Consider the following 20,455-nt stretch of genomic DNA (forward strand, 5'->3'; position numbering starts at 1 on the left):
ATCTCCTGGGCCTGTGACCTGCCAGGGAGCGTGCACGAGCTTTTTTGTAAAGCAGGTCAGCGATGATTTTGACGCACTAAAAGGTGCGTCGTAGGGAAGGTAAGCAAGATGGTACAGGTGAGAGCACACCAGCCGATCAACACCGACGGCAGTATCAATCTCGAGGCATGGCTGGATCATGCCGTCAGTGTCGACCCGGCACTGGACCGTGAAGCCTTGAAAGCAGCCTGCGAGTTCGCTCGTGAGTCTGAACAGCAAGACAATGCGGCGAAGAACCTGTGGGCCGAAGGCACTTCAAGCTTTCGCACCGGGTTGGAAATCGCCGAGATCCTCGCCGATCTCAAGCTCGATCAGGATTCACTGATCGCGGCGGTGCTGTATCGCGGCGTGCGCGAAGGGCATATTCAATTGCCCACCGTCAGCCAGCGTTTTGGCACCGTGGTGGCCAAGCTGATCGACGGCGTGCTGCGCATGGCGGCGATCAGTGCCAGCCTCAGCCCGCGCCAGTCCATGGTGCTGGGCACCCAGGGCCAGGTGGAAAACCTGCGCAAGATGCTGGTGGCGATGGTCGACGACGTACGCGTCGCGCTGATCAAGCTGGCCGAACGTACCTGCGCGATTCGTGCGGTGAAAACCGCCGACGACGAAAAGCGCAACCGCGTCGCCCGCGAGGTGTTCGACATCTACGCGCCACTGGCCCACCGCCTGGGCATCGGCCATATCAAGTGGGAGCTGGAGGACTTGTCCTTCCGTTACCTGGAGCCCGACCAATACAAACAGATTGCCACGCTGCTCCATGAGCGGCGGCTCGACCGTGAGCGTTTCATCGCCGACGTGATGAGCCAATTGCGCACGGAGTTGCAGGCCACCGGTGTTGAAGCTGACATCAGCGGCCGGGCCAAACACATCTATTCCATCTGGCGCAAAATGCAGCGCAAGGGCCTGGCCTTCAGCCAGATCTACGACGTGCGCGCCGTGCGGGTGCTGGTGCCGGAAATGCGCGACTGCTACACCGCGCTGGGTATCGTCCACACACTGTGGCGGCACATCCCCAAGGAATTCGACGACTACATCGCCAACCCCAAGGAAAACGGTTACCGCTCGTTGCATACGGCAGTGATCGGCCCCGAAGGCAAGGTGCTGGAAGTGCAGATCCGCACCCACGCCATGCATGAAGAGGCGGAGCTGGGGGTATGCGCGCACTGGCGCTACAAGGGCACCGACGTCAAGGCCGGGTCCAACCAGTACGAAGAGAAAATCTCCTGGTTGCGCCAGGTGCTGGAATGGCACGAAGAACTGGGCGACATCGGCGGCCTGGCCGACCAGCTGCGGGTGGATATCGAGCCCGACCGGGTCTATATCTTCACCCCTGACGGCCATGCGATCGACCTGCCCAAGGGCTCCACGCCGCTGGATTTTGCCTACCGCGTGCACACCGAGATCGGCCACAACTGCCGTGGCGCGAAGATCAACGGGCGCATCGTGCCGCTCAACTACAGCCTGCAAACCGGTGAACAGGTCGAGATCATCACCAGCAAGCACGGTACGCCGAGCCGCGACTGGTTGAACCCGAACCTGGGCTACATCACCACGTCCCGGGCGCGGGCGAAGATTGTCCACTGGTTCAAATTGCAGGCGCGTGACCAGAACGTCGCCGCCGGCAAAACCTTGCTTGAGCGCGAGTTGGGCCGCCTGGGCTTGCCGCAGGTGGACTTCGACAAGCTGGCCGAAAAGGCCAACATGAAGATCGCCGAAGACATGTTCGCCGCCCTCGGTGCCGGCGATCTGCGCCTGGCGCAGTTGGTCAATCTGGCCCAGCAACTGGTTGAACCGGAGCGTGGCAGCGAGCAACTGGAACTGATTCCACGCAAGGCCACGGGCTACAAGCCGGGCAAGCGGGGCGATATCCAGATCCAGGGCGTCGGCAACCTGATGACGCAAATGGCCGGTTGTTGCCAGCCATTGCCGGGCGACGCCATCGTCGGTTACATCACTCAAGGCCGCGGGGTGAGCATTCACCGTCAGGACTGTGCCTCGGTGTTGCAACTGGGCGGGCGCGAGCCGGAGCGGATCATCCAGGTCAGCTGGGGCCCGGTGCCGGTGTTGACCTACCCGGTAGACATCGTCATCCGAGCCTACGACCGCTCCGGGCTGCTGCGTGATGTGTCGCAGGTGCTGCTCAACGAGCGGATCAACGTGCTGGCGGTCAACACCCGCTCGAATAAAGAGGACAACACGGCGTTGATGTCCCTGACCATCGAGATTCCGGGGCTGGACGCGTTGGGTCGGTTGCTGGGGCGTATTTCCCAGTTGCCGAACATCATTGAAACCCGGCGTAATCGCACGCCATAACCCATTTTTTTGTGGGAGCCGGGCTTGTGTGGGAGCTGGCTTGCCTGCGATGCAGACGCCTCGGTATTTCAGATGTATTGAGTCGATGGCATCGCAGGCAAGCCAGCTCCCACAGAACACCGATAGAGATTGATCGATGTATTCACTTGAAGACCTGCTGCACCTGATGAACCGCCTGCGCGACCCGCAATACGGTTGCCCGTGGGACATCAAGCAAACCTACGCCACCATCGTCCCCCACACCCTGGAAGAAGCCTACGAAGTCGCCGACGCCATCGAGCGCGGGGACTTTGATCACCTGCAGGGTGAACTGGGCGACCTGTTGTTCCAGGTGGTGTATTACAGCCAGCTGGCGCGGGAAGAAGGGCGCTTCGAATTCGCCGGGGTGATCGACAGCATCACCCGCAAGCTGATTCGTCGTCACCCGCATGTGTTTCCCACCGGCGATCTGTACGCACCGCTGGATATCCCGCAGTTGAGCGAAGAGCAGGTCAAGCAGCGCTGGGAGGAGATCAAGGCCGAGGAGCGTGCAGAAAAGTCCGACGCGCCAAAGCAATTATCCCTGCTGGATGATGTGCCCATGGCCTTGCCGGCGCTTTCCCGCGCCGCCAAATTGCAAAAGCGTGCCGGGCAAGTCGGTTTTGACTGGCCGGCGGCGTTGCCGGTGGTGGATAACGTGCGCGAAGAGCTGGATGAAGTGCTCCAAGCCATGGCCGACAATGACCCGGTAGCCATCGCCGATGAAGTGGGTGACCTGCTGTTTGCAGCGGTCAACCTGGCCCGTCATCTGCAAGTTGACCCGGAAGCGGCCTTGCGTTTAGCCAACGCCAAATTCGAACGACGTTTCCGATTTATCGAACAGGCATTGCGCGACACGCACAAACCCATAGAAGATTGCACCCTCGAAGAGTTGGACGCCCTGTGGGGCGAAGCCAAACGCCAGGAAAAGAATCTGTCCAGCTGCGGCTGAACCGTTGCCCAAGTGAGTAAGCACCATGAGCATTTCCCTTCGCGACCAGTTGCTCAAAGCAGGCCTGGTCAACCAAAAGCAGGCCAAACAGGTCGGCAAAGAGAAACAGAAGCAGCAGCGCCTGGTGCATAAAGGCCAGGTTACGGCCGACGATAGCCAGGCGCGCCTGGCCATTGAAGCGCATGCCGAGAAGGTCAAGCGTGACCAGGAGCTGAACCGCCAGCACCAGGAAAAAGCCGAGGCCAAGGCCCGCGTGGCCCAGGTCAAGCAGTTGATCGAAACCTCGCGCCTGCCCAAGCTGACCACCGAGGACTACTACAACTTCGTGGATGACAAGAAGGTCAAGCGCCTGTCGGTCAACACCTTGATGCGCAACAAGTTGAGCAACGGCTCCCTGGCGATCGTGCATCACGGTGGCGGCTATGAAGTAATCCCGCGTGAGGCGGCGCTGAAGATCCAGGAGCGGGCACCTGAGCGTATCGTCCAGATGAACGTCCTGACCGAGAGCCAGGTACCGGATGAGGATGATCCATACGCCGCGTACCAGATCCCTGATGACCTGATGTGGTAACACGTTAGAAACCACAGTGTAGCGAGGGAGCTTGTTGTGGTGAGCGGGCTTGCCCCGCGCTGGGCTGCGAAGCAGCCCCAATAATTCCCCTAAAACACAAACCCCGCTCAAAAGGCGGGGTTTGTGTTTATAGATACTCCAGCTGCGTGGGGCTGGGTGTCTACAGGATTTCAGAGTTTCAGGAGCTTTGCGCCTGGCGTTTCATCTCAAGGGTCTCGAGCTCGTTTTTATAATTATGAGCTTCGGTCTCGTCGTGAAACATGCCGACCAGCAGGTCCTGCTGGTGTACATCCCAGATGTGAATCCCGTGGGCTACCGCTTCATGGGACATATGGTCATCGTCGCGTTCAGTTACTTTTACAGTCATCTGCTTGCTCCAATCTCTGGTTGACCTGCGGCAAGGCGTCGCAGGCCTTTGTTATATGGTTTGTTAGCTTGCTAAGTAAATAAGCAACATTTGCAACACACCTTTACAGAAACTGGAACAATCTCCGGGCCCGCGTAAACCGTGACATTGCGTCGCAGGGCGCTGAGTTTTATGACAAAAGTTTCATGTTGATGTCAGGTAACAGGCGAAAAAAAGCCCCGCAGATGCGAGGCTCTTTTAATGCACAGGGGATCAGTTGCCTTTGACAGCCTTGCCGTCAACGGTACCGTCTTGCAGCATGATGTTGTATTCCTTGCCGTCGGTCTCGACCTGGCGCAGGGCAACCAGCAGGCCACCCCAATCCTTGGCAAACCACATTTGGGTAATGCGCTTGCTTTGAGTCGGGTCACGCACGCGCTCGACCTTGATCGCGTCGATGGAGCCGGCTTTGGTCTGGACCTTTTCCGGGCCGATCACGCGAAAGTCGTAGGTGTCGGTATCAGTACCTTCGACCACGCGGTAGCTCATGCTTTTTTTGCCGGCGGCCACATCGCGTTGCAGGGCAAGCTGGTAGGTCGACTTGTCCATCATGCCGCTTTCAAGGGCGACATTGACCGGGTCCTTGTTTTCGAAGCCGGTGACCTTGTTGGCCGTGCGGTCGAAGTCCAGGTTGATCTTCTTCGCCTTGCCCAGGCCGCCGCGTTCGAAGGTATAGCTCTGCGGCTGCAGGGCGTCCTTGTCAAAGCGGATCACGCTGGTTTCAGACAGGCTGGCGATCATCATGGAAGCCTTGAAATTCAAGGTCCAGGTGCCGTTGTCATTCTTGGTCAGGCTGCGTTCTGCCGAGCCACTCATGGGCAACTGTTTCCAGTCGGCGGTGTAGCTGGCGGAGAAAGGGTGAAGGTCTGCCGCTTGCACGGCAGGCAAGGCGAACAGCGCAAAAGCGAAGAGCAGGGCGCGACGCATAAAGTCTCCTAGGTTCGAATCAAGTGGCCGCTGGCCGCCAGTAACTGACCGTCCATTAATGCACCGTGGTCGCCAAGAACCAACCGCCCCTCAGCGAACCAGCGAACAGCCAGCGGGTAAATCCTGTGTTCCTGGGTGTGAACCCGTTGCGCAAGCGTCTGCGCCGAGTCCGCAGACTCTACCGGAACTACTGCCTGTACGACCAGAGGCCCGCCATCGAGTTCCTCGGTGACAAAGTGCACGCTGCAACCGTGCTCGGTGTCGCCGGCCTCCAGGGCGCGCTGGTGGGTGTGTAACCCTTTGTATTTGGGCAGCAGGGATGGGTGGATATTGAGCAGGCGCCCGTTGTAGTGGCGTACGAAATCGGCGCTGAGAATGCGCATGAAGCCGGCCAGTACCACGAGTTTTGGATTGAAGGCGTCGATGAGTTCGATCAAGGCGCTGTCGAAGGCCTCGCGGCCTTCGAAAGCCTTGTGATCGAGGGAGCGGGTGTCAATACCCGCGTCCCTGGCGCGTTGCAGGCCGTAGGCGTCGCTGCGGTTGGAGACCACCGCAGCGATGCGCGCCGGGCTGTCGCAGGTCAGCGTGCTATCGATCAGGGCCTGCAAGTTACTGCCGGTGCCGGAGAGCAGCACCACGACATCACAGGTCTGGGACATCTGCCCTTGCATCAGTGTGCCTTGAGGTTCTTCAGTTCAACCTGGGCAGCGCCTTCAGGGGCGGTGGCGATCTGGCCGATGACCCATGGCTGCTCGCCGGCTTCACGCAGGACGTTCAACGCTGTTTCAACGTGCTCTTGAGCCACGCAGATGACCATGCCCACGCCGCAGTTCAGCACGCGGTGCATCTCGGTTTCGTTGACGTTGCCTTGCTCTTGCAGCCAGTCGAAGACGGCCGGGCGCTGCCAGCTGGCCACGTCGACAATCGCCTGCGCGCCTTTAGGCAGTACACGCGGGATGTTGTCCAGCAGGCCGCCACCAGTGATGTGAGCCATGGCCTTGACCGCGCCGGTGTCCTTGATCAGCTTGAGCAACGGCTTCACGTAGATGCGGGTCGGGGCCATCAGCAGGTCGGTCAGAGGCTTGCCGTCGAGCTGGATGGTTTCGATGTCGGCGCCGGACACTTCGATGATCTTGCGGATCAACGAGTAGCCGTTGGAGTGCGGGCCCGACGATGGCAGGGCCAGCAGGGCGTCACCGGCAGCGACTTTGGAGCCGTCGATGATTTCGGATTTCTCTACAACGCCGACGCAGAAACCGGCCAGGTCGTAGTCTTCGCCTTCGTACATGCCTGGCATTTCAGCGGTTTCACCACCGACCAGGGAGCAGCCGGACAGTTCGCAGCCGGCGCCGATGCCGGTAACTACTTGGGTTGCGGTCTCGACGTTGAGCTTGCCGGTGGCGTAGTAGTCAAGGAAGAACAGCGGCTCGGCGCCGCACACCACCAGGTCGTTCACGCACATGGCAACCAGGTCGATGCCGATGCTGTCGTGCTTGTTCAGGTTCAGTGCCAGGCGCAGCTTGGTGCCCACACCGTCGGTGCCGGAGACCAGAACAGGCTGCTTGTAGCCGGCCGGGATCTCGCAGAGGGCGCCAAAACCGCCCAGGCCGCCCATGACTTCGGGGCGCGCAGTGCGCTTGGCGACGCTCTTGATGCGTTCGACCAATGCTTCACCGGCGTCGATGTCTACACCGGCGTCCTTGTAGCTCAGGGAGGGTTGCTTGCTCATGATCCAGGCCTTTAGGGGGGATTTCTGGGTAACGACCGAATGCGGCGGGTGTACCGAAACTTGAGTTTCAGCATGGCCTGCCATTGACGGTCTGCGAAGGCGCGCGATTTTATCAGGCTTGAGGGGCAGCGGCCATCCTCGGGCCGACGGGCAGGGGCAATAGCTGTTAAAAAAATCGCTAATCGAGTCGGTCACGGGGCGTATTAAGGTATAGCCTTTAACTCGCTATCGTTATGACAGTACAAAAACTTACCGAGGCCCTGTGAATGTTTTGCCGGTCGCTGTGGTCACAGCCTTGCTCAACAGTGTTCACGCGGTCTGTTCCAACCGCTTATTTGCCGTTCGGGAATCTTTTTTCATGGGTCTGAGTAAATATTTTTTTGTGGGCTGTTTGTCGTTGGTCAGCCTGGCGAGTCATGCCGAAACCCTCAATGGTCTCTATCAAGTGCTGGAACCGGTCAGCAGTCAGTCTCCCCAGGAGCGTGACCAGGCTACCCAGCGTGCCCTGCAAACCCTGGTGATCCGCCTGACCGGCGACGCCAAGGCCGCCGACGGTCCTGGCCTGGCGGCAATTCGCAAAGACCCGCAACAGATCATCAGCCAATACGGCTACGATGCCGGCCCGCCGGAAAGCCTGCAGGTGGATTTCGACCCGGTCAGCACCGACCGCGCCTTGCGTGGCGCAGGGTTGGCACTGTGGGGCAGCAATCGGCCGTCGATCCTCGGCTGGTGGCTGAACGATTCCGTCGAAGGCAGCAGCCTGGTCGGTGATGGCCAAGCCGTCGCCCAGCCGCTGCGCCGAGCGGCCCAGCACCGTGGTTTGCCGTTGCGCCTGCCGTTGGGTGACCTGGACGAGCAAATTGTCGCCACTGCCCCGAATCTTGAAAGCCCCGATGCCACGCCGCTGCGTGCTGCGTCCGAACGTTACGGCGCCGATGCCTTGCTGGCCGTGCATGCCCGTGAAGATGGCGGCCAATGGTCGGCCAAATGGCGCCTGTGGCTGGGTGATAAAAGCGAGCAGGGCACCGCCACCGGCACAGACACCGCTGCGTTGGCCGACGCCGTACTGCTGGCTGTCAGCGAGCGCCTGGCGCCACGTTTTGCGGTCAAGGCCGGTGCTGCCACCAGTGATCAGTTGCTGGAAGTGCAGGGCATGAACCTGGAACATTACGCCGCCCTCGGCCATCTGCTGGAGCCGTTTGGTGCCCAGCCGGTGCGCGTGGACGGCACTCGCATCGTGTATCGGGTCAATGGCAGCGCGGAGCAATTGCGCACCCAGTTGAGCCTGGCCAAGTTGCAGGAAGTGCCTGCGGGTGAAGCGCCGGCTCCGCAGCCGGTAGCGGAGGGCGCCCAACCGGCGCCGGTCGAGCCGACGCCGCAGCTACGTTTTCATTGGTAAGCATTCTTCCTCCTTATATAGAAGCAGGAAGCAAATAACAGATGGAGTGGTTTATGGCGGATACGCGTCGTTGGGTGTGGCTTGGCGGGATTGTCCTGCTGTGCGTTTTTGTGTTCCTGCTGCATTCGATCCTGACGCCGTTCCTGGTTGCGTTACTGCTGGCCTACCTGTTCGATCCCGTGGTGGACCGCCTGGAAAAGGTCGGCCTGTCACGCACCTGGGGCGTGGTGGCGGTGTTTGCCTTGTTCACCTTGATCATCACGGCGTTGGTGCTGGTGCTGGTGCCGATGCTGGCCAAGCAATTGTTCAAGCTCTATGAGCTGGCGCCGCAGATGCTCGACTGGCTGCAACACACGGCCATGCCGTGGGCCCAGGCCAAGCTGGGGTTGGCGGACGGCTTCTGGAAGTTCGACAAGGTCAAGGCGGCCATCAGCGAGCACATGGGCCAGACCACCGACATCGTCGGCGTGGTACTGAGCCAGGCGACGGCGTCGAGCCTCGCGTTGATCGGCTGGCTGACCAACCTGGTGCTGATCCCGGTGGTGGCGTTCTACCTGCTGCGGGACTGGGACATCATGATGGCCAAGATCCGCAGCCTGCTGCCACGCGACCGCGAGGAGCGCATCGTTGCCCTGGCCGGGGAGTGCCATGAAGTGCTGGGCGCCTTCGTTCGCGGCCAGTTGCTGGTGATGTTGGCCCTGGGGATTATTTACGCGGCGGGGTTGATGGCTATCGGCCTGGAACTGGGGCTGTTGATCGGCCTGATTGCCGGCCTGGCAGCCATCGTGCCGTACATGGGCTTCGTGATCGGGATTGGTGCGGCGCTGGTGGCCGGGCTGTTCCAGTTCCACGGCGACCTGTACCCGATGCTCGGGATTGTCGCGGTGTTCATGGTCGGTCAGGCCCTGGAAGGCATGGTGCTGACGCCGTTGCTGGTGGGCGACAGGATCGGCCTGCACCCGGTGGCGGTGATCTTCGCGATCCTGGCGGGCGGCGAACTGTTCGGCTTTACCGGCATCCTGCTGGCGCTGCCCGTGGCGGCGGTGATCATGGTGCTGGTGCGCCATGTGCACGACTTGTACAAGGACTCGGACATGTACGCAGGGGTCGACGAACCAGAGTTGTAACCGCAGCATCACAAACCCGGCTCAAGGCCGGGTTTGTCGTTTATCGGCCCTGGCGTTACACCAGGGCGTCAAACAATCCTCACAAATCCAACAAGTTAACGCAAACCTTTGATTTTGCTTGTGGTCTGCTGCATTGTGCGCCCGGCGTCACGGGTATAAACTTTGCAAACTTTACACAGAGGCCACTAACGGTTCGATTGTAGCCGTTCAGTCAGCATGAAACCGATTCAGCTGCCCCTAGGTGTGCGTCTGCGTGACGACGCCACCTTTATCAATTACTACCCAGGCGCCAATGCCGCTGCACTCGGCTATGTCGAGCGGCTCTGCGAAGCCGACGCCGGCTGGACCGAAAGCCTGATCTACCTCTGGGGCAAGGACGGCGTGGGGCGTACCCACTTGTTGCAGGCCGCGTGCCTGCGCTTCGAGCAGATGGGTGAACCGGCGGTGTACCTGCCACTGGCAGAGCTGCTGGACCGCGGTATCGAGATCCTCGACAACCTTGAACAATACGAACTGGTCTGCCTGGATGATTTGCAGGCGGTGGCGGGGCGGGCGGATTGGGAGGAGGCGCTGTTCCATCTGTTTAACCGCTTGCGGGACAGCGGCCGGCGCTTGCTGATTGCCGCGTCCACCTCGCCACGTGAGTTGCCGGTGAAGCTGGCCGACTTGAAGTCGCGGCTGACCCTGGCGCTGATCTTCCAGATGCGCCCGTTATCCGATGAAGACAAATTGCGTGCGCTGCAATTGCGGGCTTCCCGCCGCGGGTTGCACCTGACCGATGAAGTCGGGCATTTTATTCTTACGCGTGGCACCCGCAGCATGAGCGCATTGTTCGACTTGCTCGAACAGCTCGACCAGGCCTCCTTGCAGGCCCAGCGCAAGCTGACCATTCCCTTCCTCAAGGAAACCCTCGGCTGGTAGCCAGCCCTTTGAAAACGGGGCTTTCAGCAAATTCCAGGCGTCAGAAAACCTGCGTTTGGGCGGTTTTGGCCACGCAAATGGGTTGTATAGGGTGTTAAGGGCTTAGATGTCATAGTCCAAACAAGAAGTCACAAAGATCACGATTGAATTTGCAAATCGATGTGATAGAGGGCATAGTCTCGGCTTCTTTACACATCAGCCACGGTCGTGCCCATGCTAAATCGCTTCGCACCCCTCGTGCCTCTCGCACTCGTTACCCTGTTGTTTGGTTGCGCCACCCACACTCAAAACGTGGTTGAGCAGCAAAAACCAGCACAACAGTCCCAGGCAAAATTCGTTGCGTCGCAGTCTTCCAGTGTTTATCAGGAAGAGATCGCAACCGAAAAAGAACTCGCCGATTTCGCCGGCGCCAAGCCTTACCAGCTTCCCGTTCTGGCCGACAGCATTCTCGAACGCGGCATGTCCCTGATCGGTACCCGTTACCGTTTCGGCGGTACCTCTGAGGCCGGTTTCGACTGCAGCGGTTTCATCGGCTACCTGTTTCGCGAGGAAGCCGGCATGAACCTGCCGCGTTCCACCCGCGAAATGATCAACGTGGATGCACCGTTGGTCGCGCGGAACAACCTCAAGCCCGGTGATCTGCTTTTCTTCAGTACTGCTGGCCGTGGTCGTGTCAGTCACGCCGGTATCTACCTGGGCGACAACCAGTTTATCCACTCCAGCAGCCGCCGCAGCGGTGGTGTGCGGGTCGACAACCTGGGTGACAGCTACTGGAGCAAAACCTTCATCGAAGCCAAGCGCGCCCTCGCGATGGCCCCGACTACCGTTACCGCCAGCAAGTAAAGTTAAAGTGATACTTGAAGTTTGACGTGTAAGCGCTAGAATCCCTGGACATTGTTGTAAATCGATCGCGCGAGCTTTGCTTGCGCGTTCTGGTTTTCAGCGTTCGGCAGCGAAAGCCGCATCCAGATCAGGATTGTTCTGCCCATGTCGACCTCGGCCCGCCTAATTCTTCTTGTTTGCGCCGCGCTGCTCAGTGCCTGCGCAAGTCGTCCTCCGCCAGCTCCCGTGGCCGTCAAGCCCAAGCCGGTGTTCAACACCTACGCCACCCAAAGTTTCTCGCCTGCTGCCGAAGACGTGCTCTTCCGTGCGCTGGGCCTGGTCGGCACGCCTTATCGCTGGGGCGGCAATACGCCGGACTCGGGATTTGATTGCAGCGGCCTGATCGGGTTTGTGTACCGCGATGCGGCGGGCATCTCCTTGCCGCGTACCACTCGCGAGCTGATCGTGATGCGCGCCATGGACGTGAGCGAAAACAACCTGCAAACCGGCGACCTGCTTTTCTTCGCCACGGGCGGCGGCTCGCAAGTCAGCCACGCCGGGATCTACGTGGGTGAAGGGCGCTTTGTGCATGCGCCGCAAACCGGCGGTACGGTGAAGCTGGACACACTGTCCAAGGCCTATTGGCAGAACGCCTACCTGAGCGCCAAGCGCGTGTTGCCCGCCGAGCATCTGGCGCGTAATCCATAAGCAAAAACAACTGTGGGAGCCTAGGCTCCCACAGTTGTTTTTGAGGACGGGCTATTTCGCCGCCGACACCCGCCACACCTTGTTTCCCACATCATCTGCCACCAACAAATCCCCCTGCTTGTCGATCACCACGCCTACCGGGCGACCCATGGCTTTCTCATCGCTGTTGAGGAACCCGGTCAGCACATCCACCGGCCGGCCTTTGGGCTGGCCTGCCTCAAACGGCACGAAGATCACCTTGTAGCCGCTGTGGGGCTTGCGGTTCCACGAGCCATGCTGGCCGATAAACGCGCCGTTGCTGAACTGCGCCGGTAACGTGCTGCCGTCGGCAAAGGTCAGCCCCAGGGACGCCGTGTGTGGGCCTACCGCGTAATCCGGTGCGATCGCCTTGGCCACCAGGTCCGGGTTCTGCGGATTCACCCGCACATCCACGTGCTGCCCGTAGTAACTGAACGGCCAGCCGTAGAAGGCCCCATCCTTGACCGAGGTGATGTAGTCCGGCACCAGGTCGCTGCCGATTTCATCGCGCTCGTTAACCGCTGTCCACAGCTTGCCGCTTTGCGGCTCCCAGGCCATACCGTTGGGGTTGCGCAGGCCGGAGGCGAAGATGCGATGCTGGCCAGTGGCGCGGTCCACTTCCCAGATCGCGGCGCGGCCTTGTTCCGCGTCCAGGCCGTTTTCCCCGACGTTGCTGTTGGAGCCCACGCTGACGTACAGCTTGCTGCCGTCCTTGCTGGCCACCACGTTCTTCGTCCAGTGATGGTTGATGCTGCCGCCCGGCAAGTCGGTCACGGTGGTGCCGGCTTCCTTGATCGAGGTTTCACCTGGCTGGTAAGGGAAGCGCAGCAGCTTGTCCGAATCGGCGACATACAGGTCGTTGCCCACCAATGCCATGCCAAACGGCGAGTTCAGGTTTTCCAGGAACACCGTGCGGGTTTCGGCGACGCCATCGTGGTCGGCGTCCCGCAGCAGAGTGATGCGGTTCGGGCTCGGCACGCCGGCCCCGGCGCGGCCCATGACTTTTTCCATCACCCAGCCACGAATGCCCTTGGAATCGTCCGGCTTGGGCGGTGCATTGGTTTCGGCCACCAGCACGTCACCATTGGGAAGCACATACAGCCATCGTGGGTGATCCAGGCCCTCGGCGAACGCCGCCACCTGAGTGCCCGCCGCCGGGGTCGGCTTGCTGCCTTCGGGCCAGCCGATCGCCGGCGCGATGTTCACCGTGGGGATCAGGGTTCTGTTCGGTTCGGGCAGCTTGGGCGAGGGGCCGGTGCCGTCGGACACTTGCAGGGTAGAGCTTTCACCACAGGCGGCGAGTGTGCCGGCCACCATGATCAGTAGGGCAAGTCGGGTCTTGTGCATGGTTTTCTCCTTAATACCTGTAGGGATAGAGGTGCGTGGTGGCCGGATGGTTCACGCGCATGTCCGGCTTTAATTGACGCTCCACCCCCAACCCACTAACCTTCGCGGCTTGTTTCAGGTGCTCTGTGGCGTACGCGCCGACTGAGTGAAACAGGGAAGCCGGTGAGTGAGCGCACTTTTTTACAGTGCAGCCACGATCCCGGCGCTGCCCCCGCAACGGTAAATGAGTCAAGACGGTGCCTCAAACCACTGTATCGCCCGCGATATGGGAAGGTGCACCCTCGGCATCCCATGCCACTCATGAGCCCGGAGACCGGCCTGATCCATCCAACAGCATCACGGTGGGCGATGCTTGGCTGTCTGTATGTGTCTTTTCCTGCCCGCCGTTTTTGTCCAGCCCCAACGGAGAGCTGCCATGACTGAATCCCCCGATCGTGACGAACGCCACCTGGCGCGCATGCTGCGCAAAAAAGCCGTGATTGATGAGCGCATTGCCAATTCACCCAACGAGTGCGGGTTGCTGCTGGTGCTCACTGGCAACGGCAAGGGCAAGAGTAGTTCGGCCTTTGGCATGCTGGCCCGGGCCATGGGCCATGGCATGCAGTGCGGCGTGGTGCAGTTCATCAAGGGGCGCAACAGCACCGGCGAAGAACTGTTCTTCCGCCGCTTCCCCGAGCAGGTGCGCTTTCACGTGATGGGCGAAGGTTTTACCTGGGAAACCCAGGACCGCGCGCGCGACATCGTCGCCGCCGAGGCGGCTTGGGCGGTCTCCCGGGAAATGCTGCAAAACCCGGCCATCGGCCTGGTGGTGCTGGATGAGTTGAACATCGCCCTCAAGCACGGCTACCTCGACCTGGACCAGGTGCTCGGCGACCTGCAGGCCCGCCCGCCAATGCAACACGTGCTGGTGACCGGCCGTGGCGCGAAACCCGAATTGATCGAAATGGCCGACACCGTGACTGAAATGGGCATGCTCAAGCACGCCTTCCAGGCCGGTATCAAGGCACAGAAAGGCATCGAACTTTGAATCAGCCCCGTCACTGCCCTGCTGTCCTGATCGCCGCACCGGCGTCCGGCCAGGGCAAAACCACCGTCACCGCCGCGCTGGCCCGTTTGCACCGCAACCTGGGGCGCAAGGTGCGGGTGTTCAAATGCGGCCCGGACTTTCTCGACCCGATGATCCACGAGCGCGCCAGTGGTGCGCCGGTCTATCAATTAGACATGTGGATGGTGGGCGAGCAGGAAAGTCGCCGGTTGCTGTGGGAAGCGGCGGGGGAAGCCGACCTGATCCTGATCGAAGGCGTGATGGGCCTGTTCGACGGCACACCGTCCAGCGCCGACCTGGCGCGGCACTTTGGCGTGCCGGTACTGGCGGTGATCGACGGTACGGCTATGGCCCAGACCTTCGGCGCCCTGGCGTTGGGCCTGGCGCGTTACCAGCCAGACCTGCCGTTCGCCGGTGTACTGGCCAACCGAGTTGGCACGCTGCGCCATGCGCAATTGCTCGAAGGCAGCCTCACTGAAGGCTTGCGCTGGTACGGCGCACTGTCCCGGGAAACCGGCATCGAGTTACCCAGCCGCCACCTTGGCCTGGTGCAAGCCAGCGAACTGAATGACCTCGACCTGCGCCTCGACGCTGCCGCCCAGGCGTTGGGCAGCAGTTGCGAGGTAGCCTTGCCGCCGCCGGTGGAATTCGCCGCGCCTGAAGTGATCGAGGCACAACCGTTGCTGGCCGGTGTACGCATTGCCGTGGCCCGTGACGAGGCTTTCGCATTCACCTACGGCGCCAGCCTCGACCTGCTGCAGGCGATGGGCGCTGAACTGTGCTTCTTCTCACCGATTCGCGATCGCCAATTACCCGACGCTGACAGCCTCTACTTGCCGGGTGGTTACCCGGAACTGCATCACCAGGCGCTGTCGGAAAACACCGCGATGCTGGACGCCATCCGCGCCCATCACGCCGCCGGCAAACCGCTGCTGGCTGAATGCGGCGGCATGCTTTATCTGCTGGACTCGCTCACCGATGTCGATGGCACCCGTGCCGAACTGGTCGGCCTGCTCCAGGGTGATGCCGTGATGCAAAAGCGCCTGGCGGCACTGGCCCTGCAAAATGTCGAACTGCCCGAGGGCCTGTTGCGCGGCCACACCTACCATCATTCGTTGACCAGCACCGAGTGGCAGCCGATTGCCCGTGGCCTGAGCCCCAACGGCGGGCGCGGCGCCGAGGCGGTCTATCGTCAGGGCCGGATGACGGCTTCCTACGTGCACTTTTACTTCCCGTCCAACCCGACAGCGGTGGCTGCCTTGTTTGCGCCAAGCCTTGAGACCGCCATCGCAGGCAAGCCAGCTCCCACAGTTGACCGAGTTGAAACGCAATCTACTGTGGGAGCGGGCTTGCCCGCGATGAGGCCATGACTGACAACGCCTTTGCGCAAGCCGACCGCGAAGCCGTCTACCGCGCCATCGCCGAACGCCGCGACATGCGCCACTTCAGTGGCGGCAGCGTTGCCCCCGAATTGCTCCAGCGCCTGCTGCAAGCGGCCCACCAGGCACCGAGCGTCGGCCTGATGCAGCCGTGGCGTTTTATCCGCATCAGCGACCGCAACCTGCGCAGCCAGATCCAGCAACTGGTGGAAGAAGAGCGCGTACGCACCGCCGAGGCCCTCGGCGAGCGCTCCGACCAGTTCATGAAGCTCAAGGTCGAAGGCATCAACGACTGCGCCGAAGTGCTGGTGGCTGCGCTGATGGACGACCGCGAGCGGCATATCTTCGGGCGCCGCACCTTGCCGGAAATGGACATGGCGTCGTTGTCCTGTGCAATCCAGAATCTATGGCTGGCAGCTCGCGTCGAAGGCTTGGGCATGGGCTGGGTCTCGCTGTTCGAACCCCAGGCCCTGGCCGACCTGCTGGGCCTGCCGCCCGGCGCCAAGCCGTTGGCCGTGTTGTGCCTGGGCCCGGTGAGCGAGTTCTATCCGGCACCGATGTTGCAGCTTGAAGGCTGGACCGAACCACGGCCACTGAGTGACATGCTGTATGAGAATGTTTGGGGAGTGAGTCAATGAGTGTGGCCTTGCTGAGTGTCGCTGCGGTGGCGCTGGATGCGCTGCTGGGCGAGCCCAGGCGCTGGCATCCGCTGGTGGCGTTCGGCAATTTTGCCGGGCGCATCGAGCAGCGTTTCAACTCCGGAGGCCGTGGCTGGCGCAGCCATGGCGTGACGGCGTGGGTGATTGCGGTAGTGCCGCTGACCTTGTTGGCCACGGCCCTGTCGTGGGCGCCTTACATCGGCTGGGTAGTGGAAATCCTCGCGCTGTATTGCGCCCTCGGCATGCGCAGCCTCGGCGAACATGTACTGCCGGTAGCACAAGCCCTGCGCAGCGATGACCTGGACGAAGCGCGCAAACGCGTCAGCTACTTGGTGAGCCGTCAGACCAGCGAACTGGACAGCACCGAAGTCGCCCGCGCCGCCACCGAATCGGTGCTGGAAAACGGCAGCGACGCGGTATTCGCCGCCCTGTTCTGGTTTGTGGTCGCTGGCGTGCCGGGCGTGGTGCTCTATCGTCTGAGCAACACCCTGGACGCCATGTGGGGCTATCGCAATGAACGCTTTGAACGCTTCGGCTGGGCCGCGGCAAAGATCGACGACGTGCTCAACTACATTCCGGCACGCCTGGTGGCGTTGACCTACGCGCTGCTGGGCAAAACCCGTCTGGCCCTCACATGCTGGCGCAACCAGGGCCCGACATGGGACAGCCCCAACGCCGGCCCGGTGATGGCGGCGGGGGCTGGCGCCCTTGGCGTGGAACTGGGCGGCGCGGCGATTTATCACGGCGAACTGCACCAGCGCCCGCCACTGGGCGAAGGCCCGCCGGCGGATGCCGATTCCATCGAGCGCGGCTGGCAACTGGTGCAACGCGGCGTGTGGCTGTGGTTGCTGATCCTGTGCGTGGGGGCTGAGTTTTATGCTTGAACACGGTGGCCGCTTGCGCAAGGCGGCGATGCAGTACGGCATTCCCGAGGCCGAGTGGCTGGACCTGTCCAGCGGCCTGGCGCCGTGGCCGTTCCCGATCCCGCAAATTCCGCAGCGGGCCTGGGCGCGCCTGCCGGAAACCGATGACGGCCTGGAGCAGGCGGCCTGCGAATATTACGGCGCAACCCAAGTACTGCCGGTGGCCGGCTCCCAGGCGGCGATCCAGCTGCTGCCGCGCCTGCGCCGGGCGGGCAAGGTTGGCGTGCTGTCACCGTGTTACGCCGAACACGCCGAAGCCTGGCGCCGCGCTGGCTATATCGTGCGCGAAGTGCAGGAGCAGGAGGTCGACTTCTTCCTCGACAGCCTCGACGTGTTGGTGGTGGTCAACCCCAACAACCCCACCGGCCTGAGCCTGAGCCCGCAACGCCTGTTGGACTGGCACGCCCGCCTGGCCCAGCGCGGCGGCTGGCTGGTGGTGGACGAAGCCTTCATGGACATCACCCCGCAATTAAGCCTTGCGAGCCAGGCCAATCAGGTCGGGCTGATCGTGCTGCGCTCATTCGGCAAATTCTTCGGCCTGGCCGGGGTGCGGCTGGGGTTCGTGCTGGCCGAGCGCAAGCTGCTCAAGCTGCTCGCCGAACAGGTGGGGCCGTGGGCCGTCAGCGGGCCGACGCGGGTGCTTGGGCAAATATGCCTGGGTGATACCGCCGGCCATGCGCAACAGCGGCTGCGTTGCGAGGCGGCCAGCCAGCGCCTGTTTGACCTGCTTGAGTGCCATGGCTTGCGGCCTCAGGGCGGCTGCGCGTTGTTCCAGTGGATGATCACGGACCGGGCCGAGCAGTTGCATGAATTCATGGCCCAGCGTGGCATTCTGTTGCGCCTGTTTGTCGACAACAGCAGCCTGCGTTTCGGCCTGCCGGACACCGAGGCCGACTGGCTGCGGCTGGAACAGGCACTGTGCGCCTACAAGGAAGCCTCATGAGTACCTTGATGGTGCAGGGCACCACCTCCGACGCCGGCAAAAGTACGTTGGTGACTGCACTCTGCCGCTGGCTGGTGCGGCAGGGCATCCCGGTGGCGCCCTTCAAACCACAGAACATGGCGCTCAACAGCGCCGTGACGGCCGAAGGTGGCGAAATTGGCCGGGCCCAGGCGGTGCAGGCCCAGGCTGCGAACCTGGCGCCCCATACCGACATGAACCCGGTGCTGCTCAAGCCCAATAGCGACACGGGCTCCCAGGTGATTATCCATGGGCGCGCCGTGACCACCATGAATGCCGTGGCTTATCACGATTACAAAGCCATCGCGATGCAGGCGGTGCTCGCCTCTCATGCGCGGTTGAGTGCGGCGTATCCGGTGGTGATGGTCGAGGGCGCGGGCTCGCCTGCGGAGATCAACCTGCGGGCGAATGACATTGCCAACATGGGCTTTGCCGAAGCGGTGGACTGCCCGGTGCTGCTGATTGCCGACATCAATCGTGGCGGGGTGTTTGCGCACCTTGTGGGCACGCTGGAGTTGTTGTCGCCGACCGAACAGGCGCGGGTCAAAGGGTTCATCATCAATCGGTTTCGCGGGGACATTGCGCTGTTGCAGCCGGGGCTGGATTGGTTGGAAGCGCGTACGGGCAAGCCGGTGGTGGGGGTGTTGCCGTATGTGATGGATTTGCATCTGGAGGCTGAAGACGGCATCGACCGGCGTCAGATCGACAAGGCGGCGCAGGTGCTCAAGGTGGTGGTGCCGGTGTTGCCGCGGATCAGCAATCACACGGATTTTGATCCACTGCGGTTGCATCCGCAGGTGGATTTGCAGTTTGTGGGGCCGGGGCAGGCGATTCCTGCGGCGGATCTGATTATTTTGCCGGGCTCGAAGAGTGTGCGCAGTGATTTGGCGTATTTGCGGGCCAATGGGTGGGACACGGCGCTGGCGCGGCATTTGCGTTATGGCGGGAAGGTGTTGGGGATTTGTGGTGGGTTGCAGATGCTCGGGGAGCAGGTGCATGACCCGCTTGGGTTGGAAGGGCCTTGCGGTTCCAGTGATGGGTTGGGGTTGTTGACGTTTAGTACGACGTTGGAGGAGGAGAAGCAGTTGCGCAATGTGCGCGGGCGGCTGTTGCTGGAGGATGCCGAGGTGAGTGGGTATGAGATCCACGCGGGCGTGACCAGTGGCGCTGGCTTGGTACGGGCTGCGGTTCGGTTGGACGATGGGCGCATGGATGGGGCTCAGAGTGAGGATGGGCAGGTATTGGGCACCTATCTGCATGGGGTGTTTGAGACTGCGGCTGCGTGTAGTGCGCTGTTGCGGTGGGCTGGGCTGGAGGATGTGCAGGAGGTGGATTATCACGGGTTGCGGGAGCGGGATATTGAGCGGTTGGCGGATCTGGTAGAGCGGCATTTGGATACGGGGTTGTTGCGCTCATTGTGTGGGGTTTGAGTTGTTGGTGTTGGATGGTGTGTATATCCGTTGCTGCGGTAACGGCTTCTTATGGTTCCGCTCTTACAGCGGGTCACTTTTGGCAAACGCCCCAAAAGTAACCAAAAGGTCTTTGCCCCACCACTCGGTGCCTCGCTTAGGCTCGGCATGCCCGCAATCAGACCCGTCTCCGCGGGCCGCCGCGACGGGCCATCCATGGCCCGGCGCGGCTAAATCGGCATCCTTGCCGATTTACCCGCTCCACCGTGCCTGCTTGCGGCCATCGTGGTTGACGGGGCCTGCAGATCAAGGTCAACAGCAAGAGCACGGCGGCCTGAAAGCCGACCTGAGTGTTAAAAGCCAGATCAAAAGCTGTAGGAGCTGGCTTGCCGGCGATGCAGGCGACTCGGTTTTTCAGATGTGCCGAGGTGATGCCATCGCAGGCAAGCCAGCTCCCACATTGGAACCGTGCCTGCTTTAGCTTTTGATCTGGCTTTATAACACTCAAGCCGGCCTGTAGGCCGCTGTGTTCTTGATCTTGCTTGTGATCTTGATCTGACTGCCCCATTCAGCCCGAGGCCGAACGCAGGGATTGAGGAGCGGGTAAACCGGCAGGACGCCGGTTTAGCCGCGACGGGCCAGGGACGGGCCGTCGCGGCGGCCCGCGGAGCAATGCCTTCGTTCGGGCACACCGAGCCTAGGCGAGGTGCCGACAGGCGGGGCAGAGCGTTTTGGTTACTTTTGCGCTTTTCAAAAGTGACCCGCTGTAAGAGCGGAACCAA

At 61.6% G+C, this 20,455-nt stretch carries 19 protein-coding genes and 1 riboswitch; of the genes, 14 read left to right on the plus strand and 5 right to left on the minus strand.

The window, feature by feature from the left end; genetic code table 11:
- Positions 1-108 precede the first annotated feature (108 nt).
- The 3 genes from relA to RGV33_RS08305 all read left to right on the plus strand — a co-directional run bounded on the left by relA (position 109) and on the right by RGV33_RS08305 (position 3,893).
- Positions 109-2,352 (plus strand): GTP diphosphokinase, encoded by a 2,244-nt coding sequence (gene relA, locus RGV33_RS08295; RefSeq protein ID WP_322143852.1) that lies wholly within the window; start codon positions 109-111, stop codon positions 2,350-2,352.
- A gap of 136 nt (positions 2,353-2,488) precedes the next feature.
- Positions 2,489-3,322, plus strand: a complete 834-nt coding sequence (gene mazG, locus RGV33_RS08300) for a nucleoside triphosphate pyrophosphohydrolase (protein ID WP_322143853.1) — start codon at positions 2,489-2,491, stop codon at positions 3,320-3,322.
- Positions 3,323-3,347: 25 nt separating this feature from the next.
- Entirely contained in the window at positions 3,348-3,893 is a 546-nt protein-coding gene (locus RGV33_RS08305; RefSeq protein WP_076014754.1) for a DUF2058 domain-containing protein, read from the plus strand.
- 178 nt (positions 3,894-4,071) lie between these two features.
- Here RGV33_RS08305 and RGV33_RS08310 read toward each other — a convergent pair whose 3' ends face one another.
- The 4 genes from RGV33_RS08310 to purM form a co-directional block, all read right to left on the minus strand.
- Positions 4,072-4,260 carry a hypothetical protein gene (locus tag RGV33_RS08310; RefSeq protein ID WP_322143854.1) on the minus strand — a complete coding sequence of 63 codons (189 nt, stop codon included), beginning with the start codon at positions 4,258-4,260 and terminating at the stop codon, positions 4,072-4,074.
- Between the two features lie 252 nt (positions 4,261-4,512).
- Positions 4,513-5,226 carry a DUF3108 domain-containing protein gene (locus RGV33_RS08315; protein WP_322143855.1) on the minus strand — a complete coding sequence of 238 codons (714 nt, stop codon included), beginning with the start codon at positions 5,224-5,226 and terminating at the stop codon, positions 4,513-4,515.
- 8 nt (positions 5,227-5,234) lie between these two features.
- Positions 5,235-5,885: a phosphoribosylglycinamide formyltransferase gene (gene purN, locus RGV33_RS08320; protein ID WP_322143856.1), complete on the minus strand. Its 651-nt coding sequence runs from the start codon at positions 5,883-5,885 to the stop codon at positions 5,235-5,237.
- An 11-nt stretch (positions 5,886-5,896) separates the two neighbouring features.
- Positions 5,897-6,955, minus strand: coding sequence for a phosphoribosylformylglycinamidine cyclo-ligase (gene purM, locus RGV33_RS08325; protein WP_169387374.1), 1,059 nt, complete (start codon positions 6,953-6,955; stop codon positions 5,897-5,899).
- A gap of 358 nt (positions 6,956-7,313) precedes the next feature.
- On the opposite strand from purM, the gene RGV33_RS08330 reads away from it, so the two are divergent.
- From RGV33_RS08330 to RGV33_RS08350, 5 genes are all read left to right on the plus strand, one after another.
- Positions 7,314-8,354 (plus strand): DUF2066 domain-containing protein, encoded by a 1,041-nt coding sequence (locus RGV33_RS08330; protein ID WP_322143857.1) that lies wholly within the window; start codon positions 7,314-7,316, stop codon positions 8,352-8,354.
- A 53-nt stretch (positions 8,355-8,407) separates the two neighbouring features.
- Positions 8,408-9,481 carry an AI-2E family transporter gene (locus RGV33_RS08335; protein WP_322143858.1) on the plus strand — a complete coding sequence of 358 codons (1,074 nt, stop codon included), beginning with the start codon at positions 8,408-8,410 and terminating at the stop codon, positions 9,479-9,481.
- A gap of 216 nt (positions 9,482-9,697) precedes the next feature.
- A complete protein-coding gene (gene hda, locus RGV33_RS08340; protein WP_010176467.1) occupies positions 9,698-10,402 on the plus strand; it encodes a DnaA regulatory inactivator Hda in 705 nt (234 codons plus the stop codon).
- A gap of 213 nt (positions 10,403-10,615) precedes the next feature.
- The gene (locus tag RGV33_RS08345; RefSeq protein ID WP_322143859.1) at positions 10,616-11,245 is read left to right on the plus strand and encodes a C40 family peptidase; all 630 of its coding nucleotides are present in this window, start codon (positions 10,616-10,618) and stop codon (positions 11,243-11,245) included.
- Between the two features lie 144 nt (positions 11,246-11,389).
- Entirely contained in the window at positions 11,390-11,932 is a 543-nt protein-coding gene (locus RGV33_RS08350) for a C40 family peptidase (RefSeq protein WP_322143860.1), read from the plus strand.
- 51 nt (positions 11,933-11,983) lie between these two features.
- On the opposite strand, the gene RGV33_RS08355 is transcribed toward RGV33_RS08350, so the two are convergent.
- The gene (locus RGV33_RS08355; protein ID WP_322143861.1) at positions 11,984-13,297 is read right to left on the minus strand and encodes a sorbosone dehydrogenase family protein; all 1,314 of its coding nucleotides are present in this window, start codon (positions 13,295-13,297) and stop codon (positions 11,984-11,986) included.
- Positions 13,298-13,396: 99 nt separating this feature from the next.
- Positions 13,397-13,634: riboswitch (cobalamin riboswitch) on the plus strand.
- A gap of 78 nt (positions 13,635-13,712) precedes the next feature.
- Between RGV33_RS08355 and cobO the strand changes: the two genes are divergently transcribed.
- From cobO to RGV33_RS08385, 6 genes are read left to right on the plus strand one after another with little or no spacing between them, the layout of a single operon-like run.
- On the plus strand, positions 13,713-14,324 hold the full coding sequence (gene cobO / locus RGV33_RS08360; RefSeq protein WP_258344280.1) for a cob(I)yrinic acid a,c-diamide adenosyltransferase: 612 nt from the start codon (positions 13,713-13,715) through the stop codon (positions 14,322-14,324).
- The gene (locus RGV33_RS08365) at positions 14,321-15,712 is read left to right on the plus strand and encodes a cobyrinate a,c-diamide synthase (RefSeq protein WP_322143862.1); all 1,392 of its coding nucleotides are present in this window, start codon (positions 14,321-14,323) and stop codon (positions 15,710-15,712) included. Before cobO ends, RGV33_RS08365 begins: the two co-directional genes overlap by 4 nt.
- Complete coding sequence (bluB, locus tag RGV33_RS08370; RefSeq protein WP_322143863.1) at positions 15,709-16,359, plus strand: 5,6-dimethylbenzimidazole synthase; 651 nt, start codon at positions 15,709-15,711, stop codon at positions 16,357-16,359. The genes RGV33_RS08365 and bluB overlap by 4 nt, the downstream gene beginning before the upstream one ends.
- Positions 16,356-17,264, plus strand: a complete 909-nt coding sequence (cbiB, locus tag RGV33_RS08375) for an adenosylcobinamide-phosphate synthase CbiB (RefSeq protein WP_322143864.1) — start codon at positions 16,356-16,358, stop codon at positions 17,262-17,264. The genes bluB and cbiB overlap by 4 nt, the downstream gene beginning before the upstream one ends.
- Positions 17,257-18,246, plus strand: coding sequence for a threonine-phosphate decarboxylase CobD (gene cobD, locus RGV33_RS08380; RefSeq protein ID WP_322143865.1), 990 nt, complete (start codon positions 17,257-17,259; stop codon positions 18,244-18,246). Before cbiB ends, cobD begins: the two co-directional genes overlap by 8 nt.
- Positions 18,243-19,694, plus strand: a complete 1,452-nt coding sequence (locus RGV33_RS08385) for a cobyric acid synthase (protein ID WP_322143866.1) — start codon at positions 18,243-18,245, stop codon at positions 19,692-19,694. The genes cobD and RGV33_RS08385 overlap by 4 nt, the downstream gene beginning before the upstream one ends.
- The last annotated feature ends 761 nt before the right edge of the window (positions 19,695-20,455 follow it).

Source organism: Pseudomonas sp. Bout1 (genome assembly GCF_034314165.1).
GTDB lineage: Bacteria > Pseudomonadota > Gammaproteobacteria > Pseudomonadales > Pseudomonadaceae > Aquipseudomonas.